We start from the raw sequence: 17,261 nt of genomic DNA, 5'->3' as shown, positions 1-17,261 counted from the left end.
ATAATGGAACAACCGAAGCAAAAAGCGGTCATCGTGGGCGTTCAGCTTCAAAATCAAACGGATTTTGCCTACTCCATGGAGGAGCTCCGCAACCTGGCGGCCGCCTGCTATATCGAGGTGGCCGACGAGCTGAGCCAAAAGGCTTCCCGCATAAACCCATCCCATTATATCGGGACCGGTAAAATTCAAGAGCTGCTTGCGCTGCTCGAAGCGCATGACGCGCAGGTCGTTATTTTCAACGATGAGCTGTCTCCCTCCCAAATTCGAAATTTGGAGGCTTCATTGGAGCGGACGGTCATTGACCGGACAATTCTGATCTTGGATATCTTCGCGGAACGCGCCAAAACGAGAGAAGCCCAGCTGCAGGTCGAAGTCGCCAGGCTTCAATATATGCTGCCCCGGCTTGTCGGCCTGCGCGCATCGCTCGGGCGGCAGGGCGGCGGCGCCGGCCTCAAGAACAGAGGCGCCGGCGAGACGAAGCTCGAGCTCGACCGGAGACGGATCGAGGAAAGAATAACCGCTTTGCAGGCCGAGCTGGATAAGCTTGTGGCTAGGCGCCAGATTCAGCGGAAGCAGCGGCAAAAGAACGAGGTGCCCGTCGTCTGTCTCGTTGGGTATACCAATACGGGAAAATCCAGCTTGATGAACGCTTTGCTCGAGAAATACAATCCCGAGACAACGAAGCAGGTGTTCGCGCAGGATATGCTGTTTGCGACGCTCGAGACCTCGGTTAGAAGCATTGATCTGCCAGACAAAAAATCTTTTCTGCTGACGGATACCGTCGGCTTCGTAAGCCAGCTCCCCCACCATCTCGTGAAAGCCTTTCGCTCCACCCTGGAGGAAGTAGCCGAAGCCGATTTGCTGGTTCATGTCGTCGATTACTCCCATGATGAATATGAGCAGCTCGTTTCCGTGACGAATGAGACCTTGAAAGAGCTGCGCGCTTACGATATTCCGACAATCTACGCCTACAATAAATGCGACTTGACGGAGCATCCTTACCCAGCGGTCTCGGATAACAATGTCTATTTGTCGGCGAGGAACAAAAGCGGTTTGGATGAGCTGATTCAGGTGATTCGCGACCATATCTTCGATGATTATATGAAATGCGAGCTGTTGATTCCGTTTAGCCAGGGGCGTCTTGTCGCTTATTTTAACGAGCATGCCCATGTCGAAGCGACGGAGTACGAACCGGAAGGCACGCGAATGAAGCTGGAATGCCGCGTATCTGATTTCGAGAAATACCGCGAGGATGTTATCGTGCTGTAACTAGTCAAACTACAATAATAAAACGGCAGCCTAGGTCGGATAACGCCGTCCCAGGCTGCCGTTTTTTTATGAAACCTACCGTTTTCCGCTTCGCTGTCCTAACGGGTGATGTCCTGCGGATGAGGCTCCGTAACCAGCTCCGCCGCTTTCGCATTCGCTTCAACCTGCTCGGGATCCTTGCAGCCGGGAATGACCGCCGTTACCGCATGATGCTTCAAGCACCATGCGAGCGCCCAGCTGGCCATCGTGACGCCTTTCGGAACCTCTTCCCGCTGAATATGCTCCACCTCCAGCAGTCGCAGGCGCGTGCTTTCCTTATCATGCCGGTGACGCACATCGTTATCGCCAAAAACAGCTCCCGGCTTATATTTTCCGCTTAGGTAGCCGCTCGCCAAAGGAACGCGTGCCAATACGCCCAGATCCTGCTTCTGGCACGTAGGGAATACCCGCTCCTCCGGCGCGCGGTCGAGCCGGTTATATACAACCTGAATGGCTCTCGAATTCACCTTGGAGGATGCCTCGGTTTGATGAAGATTGTCATTGCTGCCGATTGAGGTGCCTAGGAAACGGATTTTGCCCGCCGCGATTTGCTTATCCAGCGTAGTCCACAGCTCATCGTTGTCAAACGCCTGGTCCGGACCCGAATGGAATTGATAAAGATCGATGTATTCAGTCTTCAGTGCCTTCAGCGAAGCATCCAGCTGCGCTACAACGCCTTGAGCGTCAAAGACATCAGTGCGCGTGAAGCGCTCATGGAAATGATGGCCGAACTTGGTCGCAATGATCCAATCTTCCCGGTTGCGGCGGCTGATATAATCTCCGATGAGGGACTCCGAGAGATGATCGCCATAACATTCCGCAGTATCGATCAGATTAATGCCGAGCTCTCGGCCTTTGTCGAGAACCGCATCCGCTTCCTCCTGCGTATACTCTCTCCCCCACTCGCCTCCAAACTGCCAGGTTCCAAGACCGATTACCGATACTTCCAGCTCCGTGCTTCCCAGTCTCCGATATTTCATGATCAACACTCCTTCCAATTGAGTTATTGCTTGTCTATTTCATTTTAACTCTATAAACCATAAATAGGAAATAACCTTCTAGCCTTCTTAATGCTCCGCAGGCGCATCTACCACCTTATTTTTTTGATCAGATCGATCAAGAGCTGCTGATCGCGGTGTTCGAATGACCACTGATAAATTTCCTCCAAAATACGTCCCAAGCTCGTATATCCCTTAGCCAAGCCGTTCAAGCGCGCAGCCAAGGTAGAGTTTCGCAAATCCGACTCTGTCGCGTACAGAGTGCTTAGCTTTTCGATCGCATCGGGAAATCTTTTGAGATAATACTTTTGATGCTTATCCTCCGCAAGGGTAAAGGGAGCCGCGGGAACAACCTCCGTCGCCGGCTCGGCCTTGCCCTGCTCCTTCCGGTTTTGCAGTACATGCCGTATCGTGTCTTGTTGCCGTTCATCGAAATAAAACAGCAGCGACATGTATTGCCGCCCTTTATACTCATTAATATTAACCGGGTTATGGCTGTCCCAAAACACGTTCAATATTTCTTCAAAGGAGATGCGGCCGGAGTCAAATTCCACTTGAACCGTTTCCGTGTGATCGCCCATTTGACGGTAAGTCGGATTGGCGGCTGTGCCGCCCGCATAACCGACGCGGGTTTTAATGACACCCGGCAAATGTCCGAACAAGGCTTCCGGGCTCCAAAAACACCCCATGCCAAACATGGCAAGCTGAAGCTCATTACCGGAATTTAACGGCTCTTTTCCGCTGGTTAGATTGGCTTCATGGTCCATCAGGACGCCTCCTTCTGAAAAATAGAAATATTTGTACTGCCGAGATGAAATTATGTGAATGCTATGCTACAATACTAAAATTGCACAGGCAACATCATAGGGAGGTTTATCTTAGCGCCATGCTTATTATTGGAATCGCCGGCGGCACCGGATCAGGCAAAACAACGGTTGCCCGCTCCGTTATTGACCGTCTTGGATCAGATAAAGTAACGTTCATATCCCAGGATAATTATTATAAAAATCCTACGCATCTCAGCTTTGCCGAACGCGAGCTGATTAATTACGATCATCCGCTCGCTTTTGATATCGAGCTTCTCGCAAACGATCTTCTGTTGCTCAAAGCAGGCGAAACGGCTTACGCTCCGGTCTACGATTTTACCGTCCATGCCCGCTCCTCGGACCAAACGGTAGAGCTTAAGCCGAATAAAATCGTTATTCTTGAAGGACTTCATGTGCTGTCCGAGGAAAGCATCCGGCAGGTACTCGATATTAAGGTATTTGTCGATACAGATCCCGATGTGCGTATTCTGCGCCGCGTGCTGCGGGATATCGAAGAACGCGGGCGGACCATTCAGTCCGTGCATGACCAATACCTGAATACCGTGAAGCCGATGCACGAAGCATTTATCGAGCCCTCCAAAAAATATGCCGATCTCATCATTCCCGAGGGCGGACATAATGAAGTAGGCATACAGCTGTTGTCGATCTTGACGGAGAAATATTTGACTGACGGTCCAGCACCGTTCGATTTGTAACGACTGTACCTGACGCAATAAAGAAGAGCACCCTTCGCGGCGCTCTTCTTTTTATTTTTAATAACGTATTTATTACTTATGCTTTTGCGAACTGAAGAATGGCTATTGCGGCCCGTTCCCTTCGATCCGCATCCCCGCTGCTCATCGCTTCCTTTAATAAATCGAGCGCTCTCGCAATCGTCTCTTCGTCGACCCGCGCCGATATCGCCGCTTCCGGTCTTGGTTTGGCGGAGTTTGTCATCCAATACTCCAATTGCTCCTGCGATACGGATGATTCGAGCTTCGCTATCTTCGCTCCGCGATTAAGAAATGACTTCAGCTCGGGATGGGTCTCCGCCTTCGGCACGCTCTTCAGCCAAGTCACGCCGCGTCGATGATTGAGGACTTCCTCGTCAGCCTCTTGACTCTCCACATAAAAGTAGTCGCCAAGATCCCCAAGATGAACATAATCACCATCCGTTACGAAAAGATAATCTCCATCCTGCATGCCGTAGACAAAGCTCCCGATCTCCTCTAAAATCTCAAGCAGCGTTTGCCCCTCAGCCTTATACGCTTGTACCGCTTGCTTCTGCCATTCCGGGCTGCTTACATTCTCCAAATCCCCCATACCCGGCCAGGCAAAGCCCACATAATTCTCTTTTAGAAAAACGGGGATATGCTTGGCTCCATGAAGACCCGGATTCAATAAAAATACATTCATTCAGGATGCCTCCATTCGCCTGCTCTTAGCTAAGCTGCTTCATTGCAGTCCTTCCCTATCCCTCAATCCCATCAAGCTAGACCTGTAAGCAGCAGCTGCCAAACTGCTTCAAAGTCATCGTCTACCGTCTCCAATGACCATTCCTTGGCATGTGCAGGATGATGGAAGCGTGAGGTTGCTAAAAATACCGCTTTCGCATGCGGCGCCGATTGTCCAGGCTTAAACTCGCGGTTCGCCATCCCTTGTTCGATGATTTGCGCAATCTGCCGAATAAGACGGTTAACATGGGCAGTAATCATATCCACTTCTATCATCGTAACCGCTGCATACATACCGAACATCTCTGCATCCTCGACGGCAAATTTACGCTTCGCATGAATGAGCGTCACCAGCCACAAGCGAAGGCGCTCGATCGAGCTACCGTCCGTCCTGCCTGCGATTTCTTCTAAAGGGGCAGCTATACTATACTGAAGCCATCTCTCCGTGACGGCTTCCCGCAGCGAGGCTTTGCTGGCAAAATGCCGATATAATGTGCCATGGCTGACTTGAAGCACCTTGGCAATATCTATGACCGAGGTTTTATCTGGCCCATAACGCCGAAGCACCTGTTCAGCCGCGTCTAAAATCATTTCTTTCGTTAATGGCGTATCATTTGTCGTCATTTGAAGGAGTAACCGCTTCTAAAATAAATCCAAATTCGATTACCCATTTCCCCTCCTATCGGTCTTTTCATTATAGCAAAAATTATATTTTGCAATACAGATCAACCATTGCGTTAAGTTTACAAGACGGTTATGGCTTAAATAAATCCGCCGTTCACACGAATCGTCTGGCCCGTTATCCACTGCGATTCCGCGCTCGCCAAGAACAGAACGACTCTCGAAATGTCTTCCGGTTCGCCCAAACGTCCGAATGAATTCATATTACCGACCGCTGTTATTTGCTCCTCCGACTTGCCGACGGTGAAAAGCTCCGTATTCACCGGGCCCGGCGCAACGGCATTAATCGTGATCCCTTTAGGTCCAATCTCTTTGGCCAGCTGGCGAGTGAATTGTTCCACGGCGCCTTTGGTACCGGCGTACGAGCTGTATGCGGGAAACATTTGACCCGTTACCGATGTGGAAAAATTAATAATGCGCCCGTTCTCCTTCATATGAATAGCCGCCTGCTGGATCGCGAAAAATGTCCCTTTGACGTTAATGTCAAACTGCTTATCGAAATCCTCTTCCGTCGTTTGGAGTAACGGCTTGGTAATCATGACACCCGCATTGTTAACCAAAATGTCGACTTGTCCGTAAGCCTCCAGCGTTTTGCGGAACAGCTGCTCTACTTCCGCTACCTTTCCGATATCCGCTTGAATGGCAACGGCTTCTCCGCCTTGCGCTTTGATGCCTGCTGCAACCTCTTCCGCCTTACCCGGGCTGCTCGCATAGTTTACTACAACCTTTGCCCCTTGCCGCGCCAGCTCCTCCGCAATCTTCTGGCCTATGCCTCTAGATGCCCCAGTTACCAAAGCTACTTTGCCTGCCAATTTGTTTTCCATGTTTTTTCCCGCCTGTTCGTATATTAGATTTGATAGTTATCCTTCAAAATAATGATAAAAATCTCTGCCGAGGCTATAGGTATGCATTCGTTGGTTTGCTCTTAATGTTCTTTTTGCTTTGATTATATGGCGACACAAAACAACTGTCAAATGACATAATTGTTATTCTGTCATCTAACAACCTCTATCTGACTTGCCATATCATGAAAAATAGTATAATTTCTTATCGAATAGATTAGATCGGACGCGGACAGCAAACTTGTTGCATTATCTGCAGAAGGAGTTTAACGATGAATACAGCCCAAATTGATCGAGCTATCCGCTTATTTCCCTGTTTCTCCTGCGTCCCCCATGGCCAGTGGAATTCTGCCGAGCTCGTTACCGTCACACCCGCGACGCCGCATGCCATTCGCGAAGGGCATCTTTTTCAGCATGCCATGTTTATTGTCAGCGGATCGATTCGAGTATACAAAATCAGCCCTTCGGGCAGGGAAATCACCTTGTACCGCGTTCAAGGCGGCGAATGCTGCGTACTGATGATGGCAAGCATCCTCGGAGAAACGGAATATGAAGCTAACGTGTCAATCGAAGCCGAAATGGACGTGCTTCTCATTCCTGTCGAACAATTTCGAGACTGGATGGCCGCCTTTAAACCGGTCAGACAATTCATTTACAAACAGATTATTGAACGAATGACCCGCGTTACCGGGCTTCTAGAAAACGTCGCATTTAACCCCGTACCCTATCGCATTGCGGATTACCTGATTTCTCATTCCGCTTTGCCGCTGCCTTCAACCCTACGCATTACCCATGAGCAATTAGCCGTCGAATTAGGCACTTCCCGCGAGGTGGTAAGCCGAATCTTGAAAGACTTTGCGAATAAGGAAGCCATAGCGCTTAGCAGAGGTCAAATTTCTATTTTAAATCCCGGGATTTTGAAAACCGTTTTAGAAAAGCATATGTGACATTATCACTGAGCCTTCTCCCAAAAACGCCTAAGATTAATTCAGATTCATAAGGATAAAAGGGAGAGGATATTGATGAATCATTATTATGACCGTTCGAATCTGAATCGCATTCCCGAGCTCATGAAGCTTTCTCCGCAAGCTGCTGCCGCTTTTTTAACTTTTGAAAAGGAAATTTACCATTCCTCGGAGGTACTGCCTTTAAAAACGAAGGAGCTTATTGCCATAGCCGTTGCCCACGTCACGGGATGCCCCTACTGCATTGATGTGCATGTGAAGAGATATGTGGACATGGGAGGAACACGCGAAGAAATTTTCGAAGCCGTGCTCGTTGCCGCATCCACCCGGGCCGGCGCCGTTCTCAGCCATGCGACGCATGCCCTGTTAGCGATGGAGGATACTAAGCTGCCGCCCCTTACGGGCAAAGAACAGCCGCCCGCTTCGCCAGATTGTTTCTGCTGAACAGCGTATCGCCTGTATCCGGAGCATCATGAAATGACGCCAAAAAAAAGCGACCTCGAAAGGTCGCTTTTTTTTGGCGTAGTACTGGTTAAGCATGGCCGCGGCTTTGCTCAACCGCGATTCAACTCATCCAAATTGGTTCATTGAACGTATTCCTTAACGGCTTGCCCTTACATTTATCCGCGCGTCCTGCGGCCTCCGCCCATGCCGCCATTTGTTGTTCCGGTTGTAACGCCGGATTCATTCAAATAAGTCACGGAGCTGGCAGGAGTCGCGCTGACGATTTCGCTGCCGCCTTGGTATACCCCATCGGAGTAAAGACCGTTTGTTTCCGTACCCGTGGAAGTACCACCGGAATATAACGTATACTTGCCGTCCTGTTTGAGATCAGGCGAGGAAACGACAAAGGTTTGATATTCCTTCGCAGGAGCAAAGGTCGCGATTTCCTTTCCGGCGCTGTCTTTCACACTGACAATAGTGCCCGCTGCCTGCGTGGATGAATATTGCATAAGGATGGAAGGCTGCGTCGATTGCTCCGAGGGAGCTTGCGCCATTCCTGCGCTTCCCGCAGCAATCAGAAGTCCGCCGCTTATTTCAAACGCACCGTCATAATCCAAGGCGCCATTGTTATTACCCGTCGGTCCGTTTACGGTTACCGTTCCGCCGGTCATATAAATCGATCCGTTTGAATCCAGGCCATCCCCCGTCGAGTCAACCGTCACGTAGCCGCCGTCCAAATGGAGCCCGCTGTCCCCGGTAGTGCTGAACGTATTTTCTCCAGCACGTCCGTTTACGGACGATTGGTCATTGCCTCCGCCAACATTAATGCCGTCGTCGCTAGCGACAACATGCGTTTCTCCACCTGAGATGGTGATAAGCATGCTTTCAATTCCCTCGTAGCTTTTGCTAATATCGGTAGTGCCTCCCGTAATTGCAATGGATGCATCGGCATGAATGCCGTCATCGCCTGAAGTGATCGACATTTTTCCGGCTGCGATTACAAGGCTGTTATTGCTATGGATGGAGTCATCCGCCGAATCGATTGTAAATGTGCCTCCGCTAATGGTAATATCGGCAGCGGCTTTGAGGCCCTTCGCGCTCTCCGATTCCGCTGCGGTGCTTGTTTCAACCGCAGCGGTTTGCTGAACGCCTCTTGCGCCCGGGCCATTTTCTTCTGCTTTTACGGCGCCATTCGCGCTTCCGCCACCCGTTACGATGCTGTATTCGCCTCCTGAAATCAACAGCTCCGTTTCTGCTTGAATACCGTCATTGCCTGCTTTCAGGTCAAAAACGCCACCCTCGATTACGATATAACCTTTCGATGCATCGGTATCGTTTGTCGATTTCAAACCGTCGCCGTCTGCCTCTACCGTGATCGTTGCTTCTTTGATCGCCAGCATATCGCGTCCGACCAAGCCGTCATCCGCTGCGTGGACCGTAATATTGCCGCCGGCAACCATCACATCGTCCTTACCCGAGATGCCGTCATTGTAGTTGCCCTCAACCGTCAGGCTGCCTGCTCCGTTGATCGTTAAATCATCCTCGCTGAAAATGGCTGCTGTAGGATCATCTTCTCCGGTACTTGCATAGCTATCGCCATCCGATACGATGTTTTGCGTTCCTTCCTGCAAAGAAATGATGGTTTTCCCGGCTTGTTTGGAGTAAATTGCCGATCCTTCTGCATTATGGATCTCCGCACCGTTCAGAACGAGTTTAACCGTTCCTTCGCTCTCAAGATCAACGATGATTTGCCCTTCAATAAGCTTCCCGCTTACGACATATACGCCAGGCAGCGCAATCGTGACTTGATTGCCGTCGACAACAGCCCCTGTGCCTTCAATAGCGGCGCTCGTCCCATTTAAAGTAATCGTACTGTGTTCTATATCCTCCCAACTGCTGTCAAGATCTTCTTCGCTATAGGTCACCCGTTCGCTGGCGGTTTTACTAACTGTCGTAGCAGTGCTGTTGTCCGCAACCGTCTCCACCTCGCCTGCGCTGACCGTTTGAGCAGGCACCTCACTTGCGAGCGGGTCTGCATTGCTGCTGCATGAAGCCAATAGGACTGCACTCATTAACGCGATTGCCAGCTTTGTGCGCATAAACTTTTTTTTCATAACTATATCCTCCCTAATATCCGGATAGGTTTTACTTAGGGCTGCTGCCCCGTTGCCTATCTCGGCGTCAGTCATCTTCATTTGGACTATTTACAAAATATCAAACAAAGCTGAGCCAGCCCTGAAACGAGTCTGAAGATTCACTGAGCGTGGATACGCAGCCGAACGCACACCCGACAGACCGCTTATTAAAAAACGGCCCCAACCCCCGCCTTTGAGGTTGGGGGGTTGGGGCCGTGCTTCGCGACTCGTAAAATCCGCTGCGGGCCGTAACGCCTATGACATAAAAAAAATGACCCCTGATATCAAGGGTCATCTCCTGGCAGCTTAACTCCGCGGTGGTTTGTTTAAACTGTCCACAATCCGGGTCACTATTCAGTTCTGCCGGAGGTAACAAAAAAAATAAATTGAATGCAAAATAGCGCTATGATATAATCGATAGCGTATTGACAAATTAAAATAAATAGTGTATTTAGTTTTATCCCTACTTTAATTGTACACCCGGAACTTTAATTTGTCAATGCTCTTTTTTATCCCGGAAAACGGAAAAAGGAGTGTGTTCAGGGAGAGATGGAAGCGAAAGATGGACGACAGGAACAAGAGCGGCTGGAACAGGTCAGGAAAAAGCTTCAGGCGAGAATCGCCGAACTGGAGCCGGAGGTTACCGGGCTGTACGATCAGGCTGCGGATATCCGCAAACGGTTTTGGGAAGAAGTTACGATTAACACAAGCACGTACGAAGATTTCGAAGAGACCTTCTACACGATTAACCAGCAGTCCGCGATATTGGCCGAACGGGAGCGCGGCCACAAGCTGTTGACGCAGCAATGGAAAAGCGTGAACCGTCTGCTCCCGTCTCCTTATTTCGGACGCATCGATTTCCAGGAGAATGGCCTGGACCTCAGCGAGCGGATCTATATCGGCGTATCTTCCTTCATCGACGAAGACGGATTGAGCTTTCTGATCTATGACTGGCGTACGCCAATCGCGAGCCTGTACTACGACTACTCCCCCGGCCTTGCGTCTTATGTCACGCCGGCCGGACGAATCGAAGGGACGATGGAGCTCAAACGGCAGTTTCAGATTCAAAACGGGCAAATCCGCAACATGTTTGACGCGAATGAAACGATCGGAGACGAACTGCTGCAGCAAGTGCTCGGCAAAGGTGCAGACTCTCAAATGAAGAGTATCGTGGCAACCATCCAGAAGGAACAAAACGCCATCATCCGCAATGACAAAAGCCGGATGCTTATCGTACAAGGGTCGGCGGGCAGCGGCAAGACCTCCGCGGCATTGCAGCGGGTGGCGTACTTGCTGTACAAACACCGCCAGACGATCAGGGCTGATCAGATCGTTCTTTTCTCACCGAATCCGATGTTTACCAGCTATATCTCCACCGTCCTTCCGGAGCTCGGTGAAGAGAATATGCAGCAGACGACTTTCCAAGAATATCTCGACTATTGGCTGGGTTCCTCGTTACGGCCGGAGGATCCCTTTGATCAGATCGAATATGTACTGACCGCACAAGGAGCGCCGGAGTATGAGGCTCGTCTTCAGGGGATCGAGTATAAAACTTCCGAGGTTTTCCTGCAAGCCCTGCAGAACTATGGAATGTGGTTGGGACGGGAAGGCATGCAATTCAACGGTATTCGGATTCGGGACCGCGATTTGATTACCGCGGAGCGAATGAAAGTGAAATTTTACGGTTATGATCCTTCCCTGCCGTTGCTCAATCGTGTCGTTCTCTTGCAAGAATGGCTGCTGAATGAACTGGCTTCGCTGGAACGCATGGAACGGGAAGCGCCTTGGGTACAGGATGAGTTGAATTATCTCGACACCGAGCAGTATGCGGAAGTCTTCGAAATGCTGCATAAAGAGAAGGAAGTATTCGACGTTGCGGAACAATACGCCGCAGTTCGCGAGAAAATGAACAACAAGCGCCGGGAAGATGAAGGCGACTTTGACTTCGCCCTGAGGGAAGAAGATCTGCTCCGCCGAAGGATCGTGAAAGAAAGCTTTAAGCCGCTAAGGAAAAGTGTAAAGAAATTCTCGTTTATAGATGTCAAAAGCATATATGCGCAATTATTTGAGGGCGAAACCGCTTATCGGGAGAAAACGAATGGGGCCGTCATCCCCCCTCTCTGGTCTGAAATATGTAGGCAAACCAAAGAAAAGCTGCTCCGGAACGAGTTGCTCCACGAGGATGCGACACCGTATTTGTATGTAAAAGAACTGATCGAAGGCGTCCGGACGAACACGGAAATCCGGTATGTCTTCGTTGATGAGGGCCAGGATTATTCGTCGTTTCAATATGAATATCTTAAAAAGCTGTTTCCCCGTGCCCGGATGACGGTGCTCGGCGATTTCGGGCAAGCGATCTTCATGCAGTCTACAAGTTTGGCTGCAGCCGATTCGCCGCTGGTCCGCCTTTTCGGTGAAGCCGAAACAAGCCTTGTCTGCCTTGTACGCAGTTATCGTTCAACCAGGGAGATTGTTGAATTCACGAAATCGATGCTTCCAGGCGGGGAAGAAATTGCACCGTTTGAAAGGGGAGGCCAAAAGCCCCTTCTGACTGGACTGGACGGCGGGGAGAAGCGTGATGCGCAAATTCTGGCAGACATCGCGGCGCTCATGGCCGAGGGCTTCGATTCCATCGCCGTCATTACGAAGACCGCAGCCGAAAGCCGGGAGGCCCATGAATCGTTACGGATTCATGGAGGCGAAGCTCTACGGCTCATTACGAAGGAGACGCTTGGCTTTGAAAAAGGAGTGATGGTCATTCCCGTGTATCTCGCCAAGGGTGTCGAGTTCGATGCAGTCTTGGTCTATGATGCTTCGCCCGGAGCTTACGGCCGGGACAACGAACGCAAGCTTCTTTATACGGCGTGTACGCGGGCTATGCACCGGCTTCATCTTTACACGACGGGCGATTGGTCCCCGTTCGTGCAGGCATTGCCTGCGAATTTGTACGAGAAAGCGCCATATTAACGGATCGGGGGTGATTGACCACTCCTATTTCCGCGTGTCGGCGCCCACCTTCGAGCAGATCCATTTGTTCAATTCTAATTATCTATAAGTTTCACATTATAAACCGGCTTAGCATTCTCCGGAATGAAACGCGCTGTACCGCCAAGAGGACGGCATCAGCCGTTTCACCTTGCTCCGCCATTATTTTCATCCATATACAGCTCGTTGAGCAGAAAGCAGGGACCTATGTCAGCTCCTACGCAAACAAAACCGGTGGCAGCAGGCGGGGACGACTTCTCGCTGAAAGCCATTCTGCCGCCGCTCATGGCGATTATTGTCGCCATGATCATGGTTATTCTGGACAGCACCGTCGTCAATAATGCCATTCCGAAGCTCGTTGAATATTTCGACACCGATCTGAAGACGATTCAATGGACAGTCACCGGCTATACGCTGGCTTTATCCGCCGTTATCCCGCTTGCAGGCTGGATGACCGATAAATTCGGCTCTAAGCAAATTTTCATGATTACAATCGCCCTGTTCACGATCGGCTCCGTGCTGTGCGGCATCGCGCAAACGCCGGAACAGCTGATCATTTACCGCATCATTCAAGGTTTGGGCGGCGGCATGGTGGGCCCGATCGGGATGACCATGGTGTTCAAGCTCGCGCCTCCAGAGCGCCGCGGATCCATCATGGGCTTACTCGGCATCCCAATGCTGATTGCGCCGGCGTTCGGTCCGGTGCTATCCGGCTGGCTGGTCGATTCTGTCAGCTGGCACTGGATTTTCATCATCAATCTGCCGATCGGCATTATCGCCTTTATTCTCGGGTATAAATATTTGCCGAAATCGGGCCGCGATGCGGCGCCGCATCTGGACCTCATCGGCATGTGCCTCGCGCCGATCGCCTTCTCCATGCTGGCGTACGGCGTAAGCGAAGGCGGCACCAGTTGGTCCTCGGCTTCGACGATTACGGGCTTGACCATTGGCGGCATTGCGCTCATCCTCTTCATCTTCGTGGAGCTGGCACAGAAGCAGCCGCTGCTGGAGCTGAAAGTGTTCAAGTCATCCGATTTTACACGCAGCATCATCTTGACGTGGACCGTACAGCTTGCGCTGTTCGGCGCAATGCTGATCGTGCCGCTGTACCTGCAAGGCGTCATGCACTACACCGCGCTTGAAACGGGCTGGATCCTGATGCCTTATGCGCTATGCGCGGCAATCGGCATGCCGATCAGCGGCCGGTTGTTCGACAAGATCGGCGCGCGTCCGCTCGCCTTCGCCGGTCTTGCCGTCGTATCCGTTTCCCTGTTCGTCTTGTCCCGCATAGCGGTGGATACCTCGCTGTGGGTTATCATCCTGTGCATCTGCATCATGGGCCTCGGCATGGGCTTCTCCATGATGCCGCTCAACACGCATGTCCTGAACTCTGCGCCTCGCCGTCTGGTGAGCCGCGTTACACCGCTGACAACAGCAGCTCAGCAAGTCGTTGTCTCGTTCGCGGTCGCGGGCCTGACGGGTTATCTGACGTCGCAAATCGCTTCCCACGCCGCAAGCGCGGGAGCGGACGCAAATCCGCTGAACGCCGTCGTCGCGGGTTACGGCGACACTTTCTTCCTGTCCGCGTGCCTCACGACCGCGGGTGTCGCACTGACGCTCCTTCTGCGTAAACCGAAGCAGCAGGAAGACGACGTAACCGCCGGCGGGGACAATCCGGACCCGGCGATGATGGTGGGTCACTAATCGCGAATCGGCTCCGATTCGCTCGTATGCAAATAGCCTTGGCCGTTAATCGGCCAAGGCTATTTTTTGCTGACTATATAGGATCATCAAACACGATCCTACGTGTGATCGGAAAATCGGGAGGGCGGGATTTTATGAAAGCGTTTAAATACTTTTGAAAACGTATAGGGATCGGAAAAGCCTAGCTGATAAGCGATTTCTTTGACCGTCAGCTTTCTGTCCATAAGCAGTTCCCGGGCTCGGTTCATCCTCATTTTGGTGATGTAGCTTTGCGGCGTTAATCCGATATTGATTTTGAAAAATGCATAGAAATACTTAGGCGACATATGGATCATTTCAGCCAAAAGCGCAGCCGGAATCGATTCTCCGATATGCTCGTCGATATATTGAAGCACCGGCTTCAGCTTGGCGTAATGCACCGTCCGTTCGACGGGCGTATTGGCGGCTGGGGAGTTCTCTTTGGGAATGGCCAAAAGTTTTGCAAGAAGTACGAGAAAGCAGCCTTTCAGCATCAATGCTGACATCGGTTCTTTATTTTTGTAGGCGTCGAAGGTGCTGCGAAATAAAGGCCCCTCCGTCTTAAAATTATGACGAGGGATCACGCCCATTAAATCGAAATCGTTCAAAAAATGGACTCGCTTTCCTAATTGGAAATCAAAATGGGTGAAAACATGGCTGCAGGGTGCATCTACACAATAGGCGGAATAAGCAACACCGGGATTGAAGAATACGATATCGCCTTCACGGGCCGTGAATCTCCCGCCCTGGTAGTCAATCGTGATTTCACCGCTTGTCACATACCACAAATCATAGTCCGGGTGCATCTTGCTCTCCGACCATCCTATTTCATGATCGGAATACCCGCTGTTATTGAACCTCAGCTCGACATTTTCGATTAATGCGTCCATGATATTTCGATCCAGCATCGGCAACCATTCCTTACTATGGATTACTCACAGCCATCAAACCATACTTGTAACCATTTTATTTGATTCATCCTCTTTGTACAATGAAATCAATGTTCAAATCGCTGCATAGGAGGTATAAGCTATGAATAAAATTGGCTGGTGCATGGGCATTGAACAAGCGGGTCTGCTGGCAAGCAAAGGTTTCGATTATATCGAATGCCCCTTATCTTCCCTGCCGCTTGAGGACGATCAAGCTCTACGGGAGAAGCTGCCGCAGTATTTGGACTCCCCGATAAAGGTACAGGCCATGAACCTGTTCTTTCCGCAAGGTATGATGGTGGTCGGTCCGCAAACCGATCGGGAGCGGATTCGCCAATATGTGCGCAGGGCAGGTCAGGCAGCAAGCCAAATCGGCGCCACGGTAGTCGTGCTGGGCAGCGGCAGGCAGCGTACGATTCCGGAGGACTGGGAGAGACCGCGAGCGGAAGAGCAAATGCTGGAAGCACTGCGTTGGATTGCGGAGGAATGGTCCGGAAATGGCGTTACTTTGGCGCTTGAGCCGCTAAACCGCAAGGAATCCAATTTCATCAACAGCGTGCACGACGCTGTGCAGCTGGTGAAGCAAATCAACAGCCCGATTGTGCAAGTGCTGGCGGATTTTTATCATATGGACGAAGATAATGAACCGCTGGAAGCTTTAATGGAATATAAAGACTGGATTGCCCACATCCATATTGCGGATACCGGAAGGCTGGCGCCCGGGACGGGAACTTATCCCTATAAAAGGTTTACCGAGACGCTGCGGGCAATAAACTATACGGGAATGATTTCCGCGGAATGCACGCTCTTGGAGACAAACAAAGAACTAGAGGATAGCTTTGATTTTATGCAAAAAATGATTCGAGCTATACAAACGGATGCCGGTTAGGTAAGCGGAGCAGGTCCTTCCACCGTACATAAAAAAAAGACAAGCCAATGATATTACATCCGTTAGCTTGTCTTTTTTTGATTATCACGGTTATTCTTCAGGCAATAAGCTGAGCTCGAATGGCTCGTTTCGATCGCATACCAGCACGCCGTCAATGACATCCAATCTTGCGGCTTGCACGGAAGAGCGCCTGCTTTCATAACGTTTCTCTTGTCCTTCCTGGTCAAGCGCGCCGGCTCTGCCAGGATGCGTAAAATAGAAAATATAAGCGCTGTCGCCTTGCACAACCACGTCGGCATGCAGCCCGATGGTCCCGTCATCCTCGCGCGTTCCCGGCTGATCTAGAATGAGGCCGTTACGCTCCCAGGTATCCAAATCCTCGGACCGGTACACGCCTTGCCCCCTCCACTCGTCTACGATCATCCAATAGGCGCCTTTTAACCAAAAAACATTCGGTCCTTCATGGCCGCGGCCCGTAATAACCGGACCGACCACGTTCCACTCGAATAAATCCTTGCTGTCTGCCGCATAAGTAAAGGAATGATTGCCTTCATCCTTGTACCACATGCGGAAGCCGCCGCCAGGCAGTTCGTGGATACAGGAATCGATGACGCGGTCTGAGCTTAACGCAAGCTTGGAGCGGAAGGTCCAGTCGAGCAAGTTCGTGCTCGTATAATGCATAATATCGCGGCGATGGTCAGGCCAATCAACGGGTACGCCTTGAATGTAGCTGACATACATGTGATATAGGCCGTCATGCCAGTAAATTTCCGGCGCCCAGAACGTATTCCGGCCCCATTCAATGTCGAGCCCCTGAATCGTGCCCCGGTACAGCCAGGATTTCCCGCCGTCGCGCGAAGAGGCCACGCCCAAATCGGTTCCGTGCACCCAAGCGAATTTTGGTCCTTCCGCCGTTGCCCTGCGATTCGTATAGATCATCCACCACTCTTTGGCCTCGCGGTTCCATATGACGACCGGATCGGCGGCGCCGTCATAGATCGGATCTCGAAATAAAGGTGCGTTCATGATTATCATCGTCTCCCTAGATTTAGTATTCATTCCAGCGTACCGGCAAGCCGGCAGCGGGACAAGAATAGATTAAG

15 protein-coding genes are annotated in these 17,261 nt (G+C 51.0%); 7 read left to right on the top strand and 8 right to left on the bottom strand.

The window, feature by feature from the left end; genetic code table 11:
• Nucleotides 1-3: 3 nt before the first annotated feature.
• Nucleotides 4-1,269 carry a GTPase HflX gene (hflX, locus tag ACN6MW_RS15290; RefSeq protein WP_419876098.1) on the top strand — a complete coding sequence of 422 codons (1,266 nt, stop codon included), beginning with the start codon at nt 4-6 and terminating at the stop codon, nt 1,267-1,269.
• A 98-nt stretch (nt 1,270-1,367) separates the two neighbouring features.
• On the opposite strand, the gene ACN6MW_RS15285 is transcribed toward hflX, so the two are convergent.
• Nucleotides 1,368-2,288, bottom strand: a complete 921-nt coding sequence (locus tag ACN6MW_RS15285) for an aldo/keto reductase (RefSeq protein WP_419876097.1) — start codon at nt 2,286-2,288, stop codon at nt 1,368-1,370.
• Nucleotides 2,289-2,395: 107 nt separating this feature from the next.
• Nucleotides 2,396-3,073 (bottom strand): peptide-methionine (S)-S-oxide reductase MsrA, encoded by a 678-nt coding sequence (gene msrA, locus ACN6MW_RS15280; RefSeq protein ID WP_419876096.1) that lies wholly within the window; start codon nt 3,071-3,073, stop codon nt 2,396-2,398.
• A 119-nt stretch (nt 3,074-3,192) separates the two neighbouring features.
• Here msrA and udk point away from each other — a divergent pair, with 119 nt between their 5' ends.
• Nucleotides 3,193-3,828, top strand: coding sequence for a uridine kinase (udk, locus tag ACN6MW_RS15275; RefSeq protein ID WP_419876095.1), 636 nt, complete (start codon nt 3,193-3,195; stop codon nt 3,826-3,828).
• A gap of 76 nt (nt 3,829-3,904) precedes the next feature.
• Here the strand turns inward: udk and ACN6MW_RS15270 are convergent, their stop codons facing one another.
• From ACN6MW_RS15270 to ACN6MW_RS15260, 3 genes are all read right to left on the bottom strand, one after another.
• A complete protein-coding gene (locus ACN6MW_RS15270) occupies nt 3,905-4,528 on the bottom strand; it encodes a hypothetical protein (RefSeq protein ID WP_419876094.1) in 624 nt (207 codons plus the stop codon).
• 71 nt (nt 4,529-4,599) lie between these two features.
• The gene (locus ACN6MW_RS15265; protein ID WP_419876093.1) at nt 4,600-5,190 is read right to left on the bottom strand and encodes a TetR/AcrR family transcriptional regulator; all 591 of its coding nucleotides are present in this window, start codon (nt 5,188-5,190) and stop codon (nt 4,600-4,602) included.
• A 137-nt stretch (nt 5,191-5,327) separates the two neighbouring features.
• Complete coding sequence (locus tag ACN6MW_RS15260) at nt 5,328-6,071, bottom strand: SDR family oxidoreductase (protein WP_419876092.1); 744 nt, start codon at nt 6,069-6,071, stop codon at nt 5,328-5,330.
• 290 nt (nt 6,072-6,361) lie between these two features.
• Between ACN6MW_RS15260 and ACN6MW_RS15255 the strand changes: the two genes are divergently transcribed.
• The gene (locus tag ACN6MW_RS15255; RefSeq protein WP_419876091.1) at nt 6,362-7,036 is read left to right on the top strand and encodes a Crp/Fnr family transcriptional regulator; all 675 of its coding nucleotides are present in this window, start codon (nt 6,362-6,364) and stop codon (nt 7,034-7,036) included.
• A 75-nt stretch (nt 7,037-7,111) separates the two neighbouring features.
• Nucleotides 7,112-7,498 carry a carboxymuconolactone decarboxylase family protein gene (locus ACN6MW_RS15250; RefSeq protein ID WP_419876090.1) on the top strand — a complete coding sequence of 129 codons (387 nt, stop codon included), beginning with the start codon at nt 7,112-7,114 and terminating at the stop codon, nt 7,496-7,498.
• Between the two features lie 176 nt (nt 7,499-7,674).
• On the opposite strand, the gene ACN6MW_RS15245 is transcribed toward ACN6MW_RS15250, so the two are convergent.
• The gene (locus ACN6MW_RS15245) at nt 7,675-9,612 is read right to left on the bottom strand and encodes a carbohydrate-binding domain-containing protein (RefSeq protein ID WP_419876089.1); all 1,938 of its coding nucleotides are present in this window, start codon (nt 9,610-9,612) and stop codon (nt 7,675-7,677) included.
• Nucleotides 9,613-10,182: 570 nt separating this feature from the next.
• On the opposite strand from ACN6MW_RS15245, the gene helD reads away from it, so the two are divergent.
• Both helD and ACN6MW_RS15235 read left to right on the top strand, forming a co-directional pair.
• Entirely contained in the window at nt 10,183-12,600 is a 2,418-nt protein-coding gene (helD, locus tag ACN6MW_RS15240) for an RNA polymerase recycling motor HelD (protein ID WP_419876088.1), read from the top strand.
• A gap of 225 nt (nt 12,601-12,825) precedes the next feature.
• Complete coding sequence (locus ACN6MW_RS15235) at nt 12,826-14,322, top strand: MDR family MFS transporter (protein WP_419876087.1); 1,497 nt, start codon at nt 12,826-12,828, stop codon at nt 14,320-14,322.
• A 98-nt stretch (nt 14,323-14,420) separates the two neighbouring features.
• Here ACN6MW_RS15235 and ACN6MW_RS15230 read toward each other — a convergent pair whose 3' ends face one another.
• Nucleotides 14,421-15,248 (bottom strand): AraC family transcriptional regulator, encoded by an 828-nt coding sequence (locus tag ACN6MW_RS15230; protein ID WP_419876086.1) that lies wholly within the window; start codon nt 15,246-15,248, stop codon nt 14,421-14,423.
• Between the two features lie 124 nt (nt 15,249-15,372).
• Here ACN6MW_RS15230 and ACN6MW_RS15225 point away from each other — a divergent pair, with 124 nt between their 5' ends.
• Nucleotides 15,373-16,158 carry a sugar phosphate isomerase/epimerase family protein gene (locus tag ACN6MW_RS15225; RefSeq protein WP_419876085.1) on the top strand — a complete coding sequence of 262 codons (786 nt, stop codon included), beginning with the start codon at nt 15,373-15,375 and terminating at the stop codon, nt 16,156-16,158.
• A gap of 90 nt (nt 16,159-16,248) precedes the next feature.
• Here the strand turns inward: ACN6MW_RS15225 and ACN6MW_RS15220 are convergent, their stop codons facing one another.
• Nucleotides 16,249-17,184 carry a glycosyl hydrolase gene (locus ACN6MW_RS15220; protein WP_419876084.1) on the bottom strand — a complete coding sequence of 312 codons (936 nt, stop codon included), beginning with the start codon at nt 17,182-17,184 and terminating at the stop codon, nt 16,249-16,251.
• Nucleotides 17,185-17,261: the final 77 nt, after the last annotated feature.

The sequence above is a fragment of the Pristimantibacillus sp. PTI5 genome, assembly GCF_048572955.1.
Taxonomy (GTDB): Bacteria; Bacillota; Bacilli; order Paenibacillales; family Paenibacillaceae; genus Pristimantibacillus.
The sequence above is the reverse complement of the archived record's forward strand: the minus strand, read 5'-3'. Positions and strand labels throughout refer to the sequence as shown.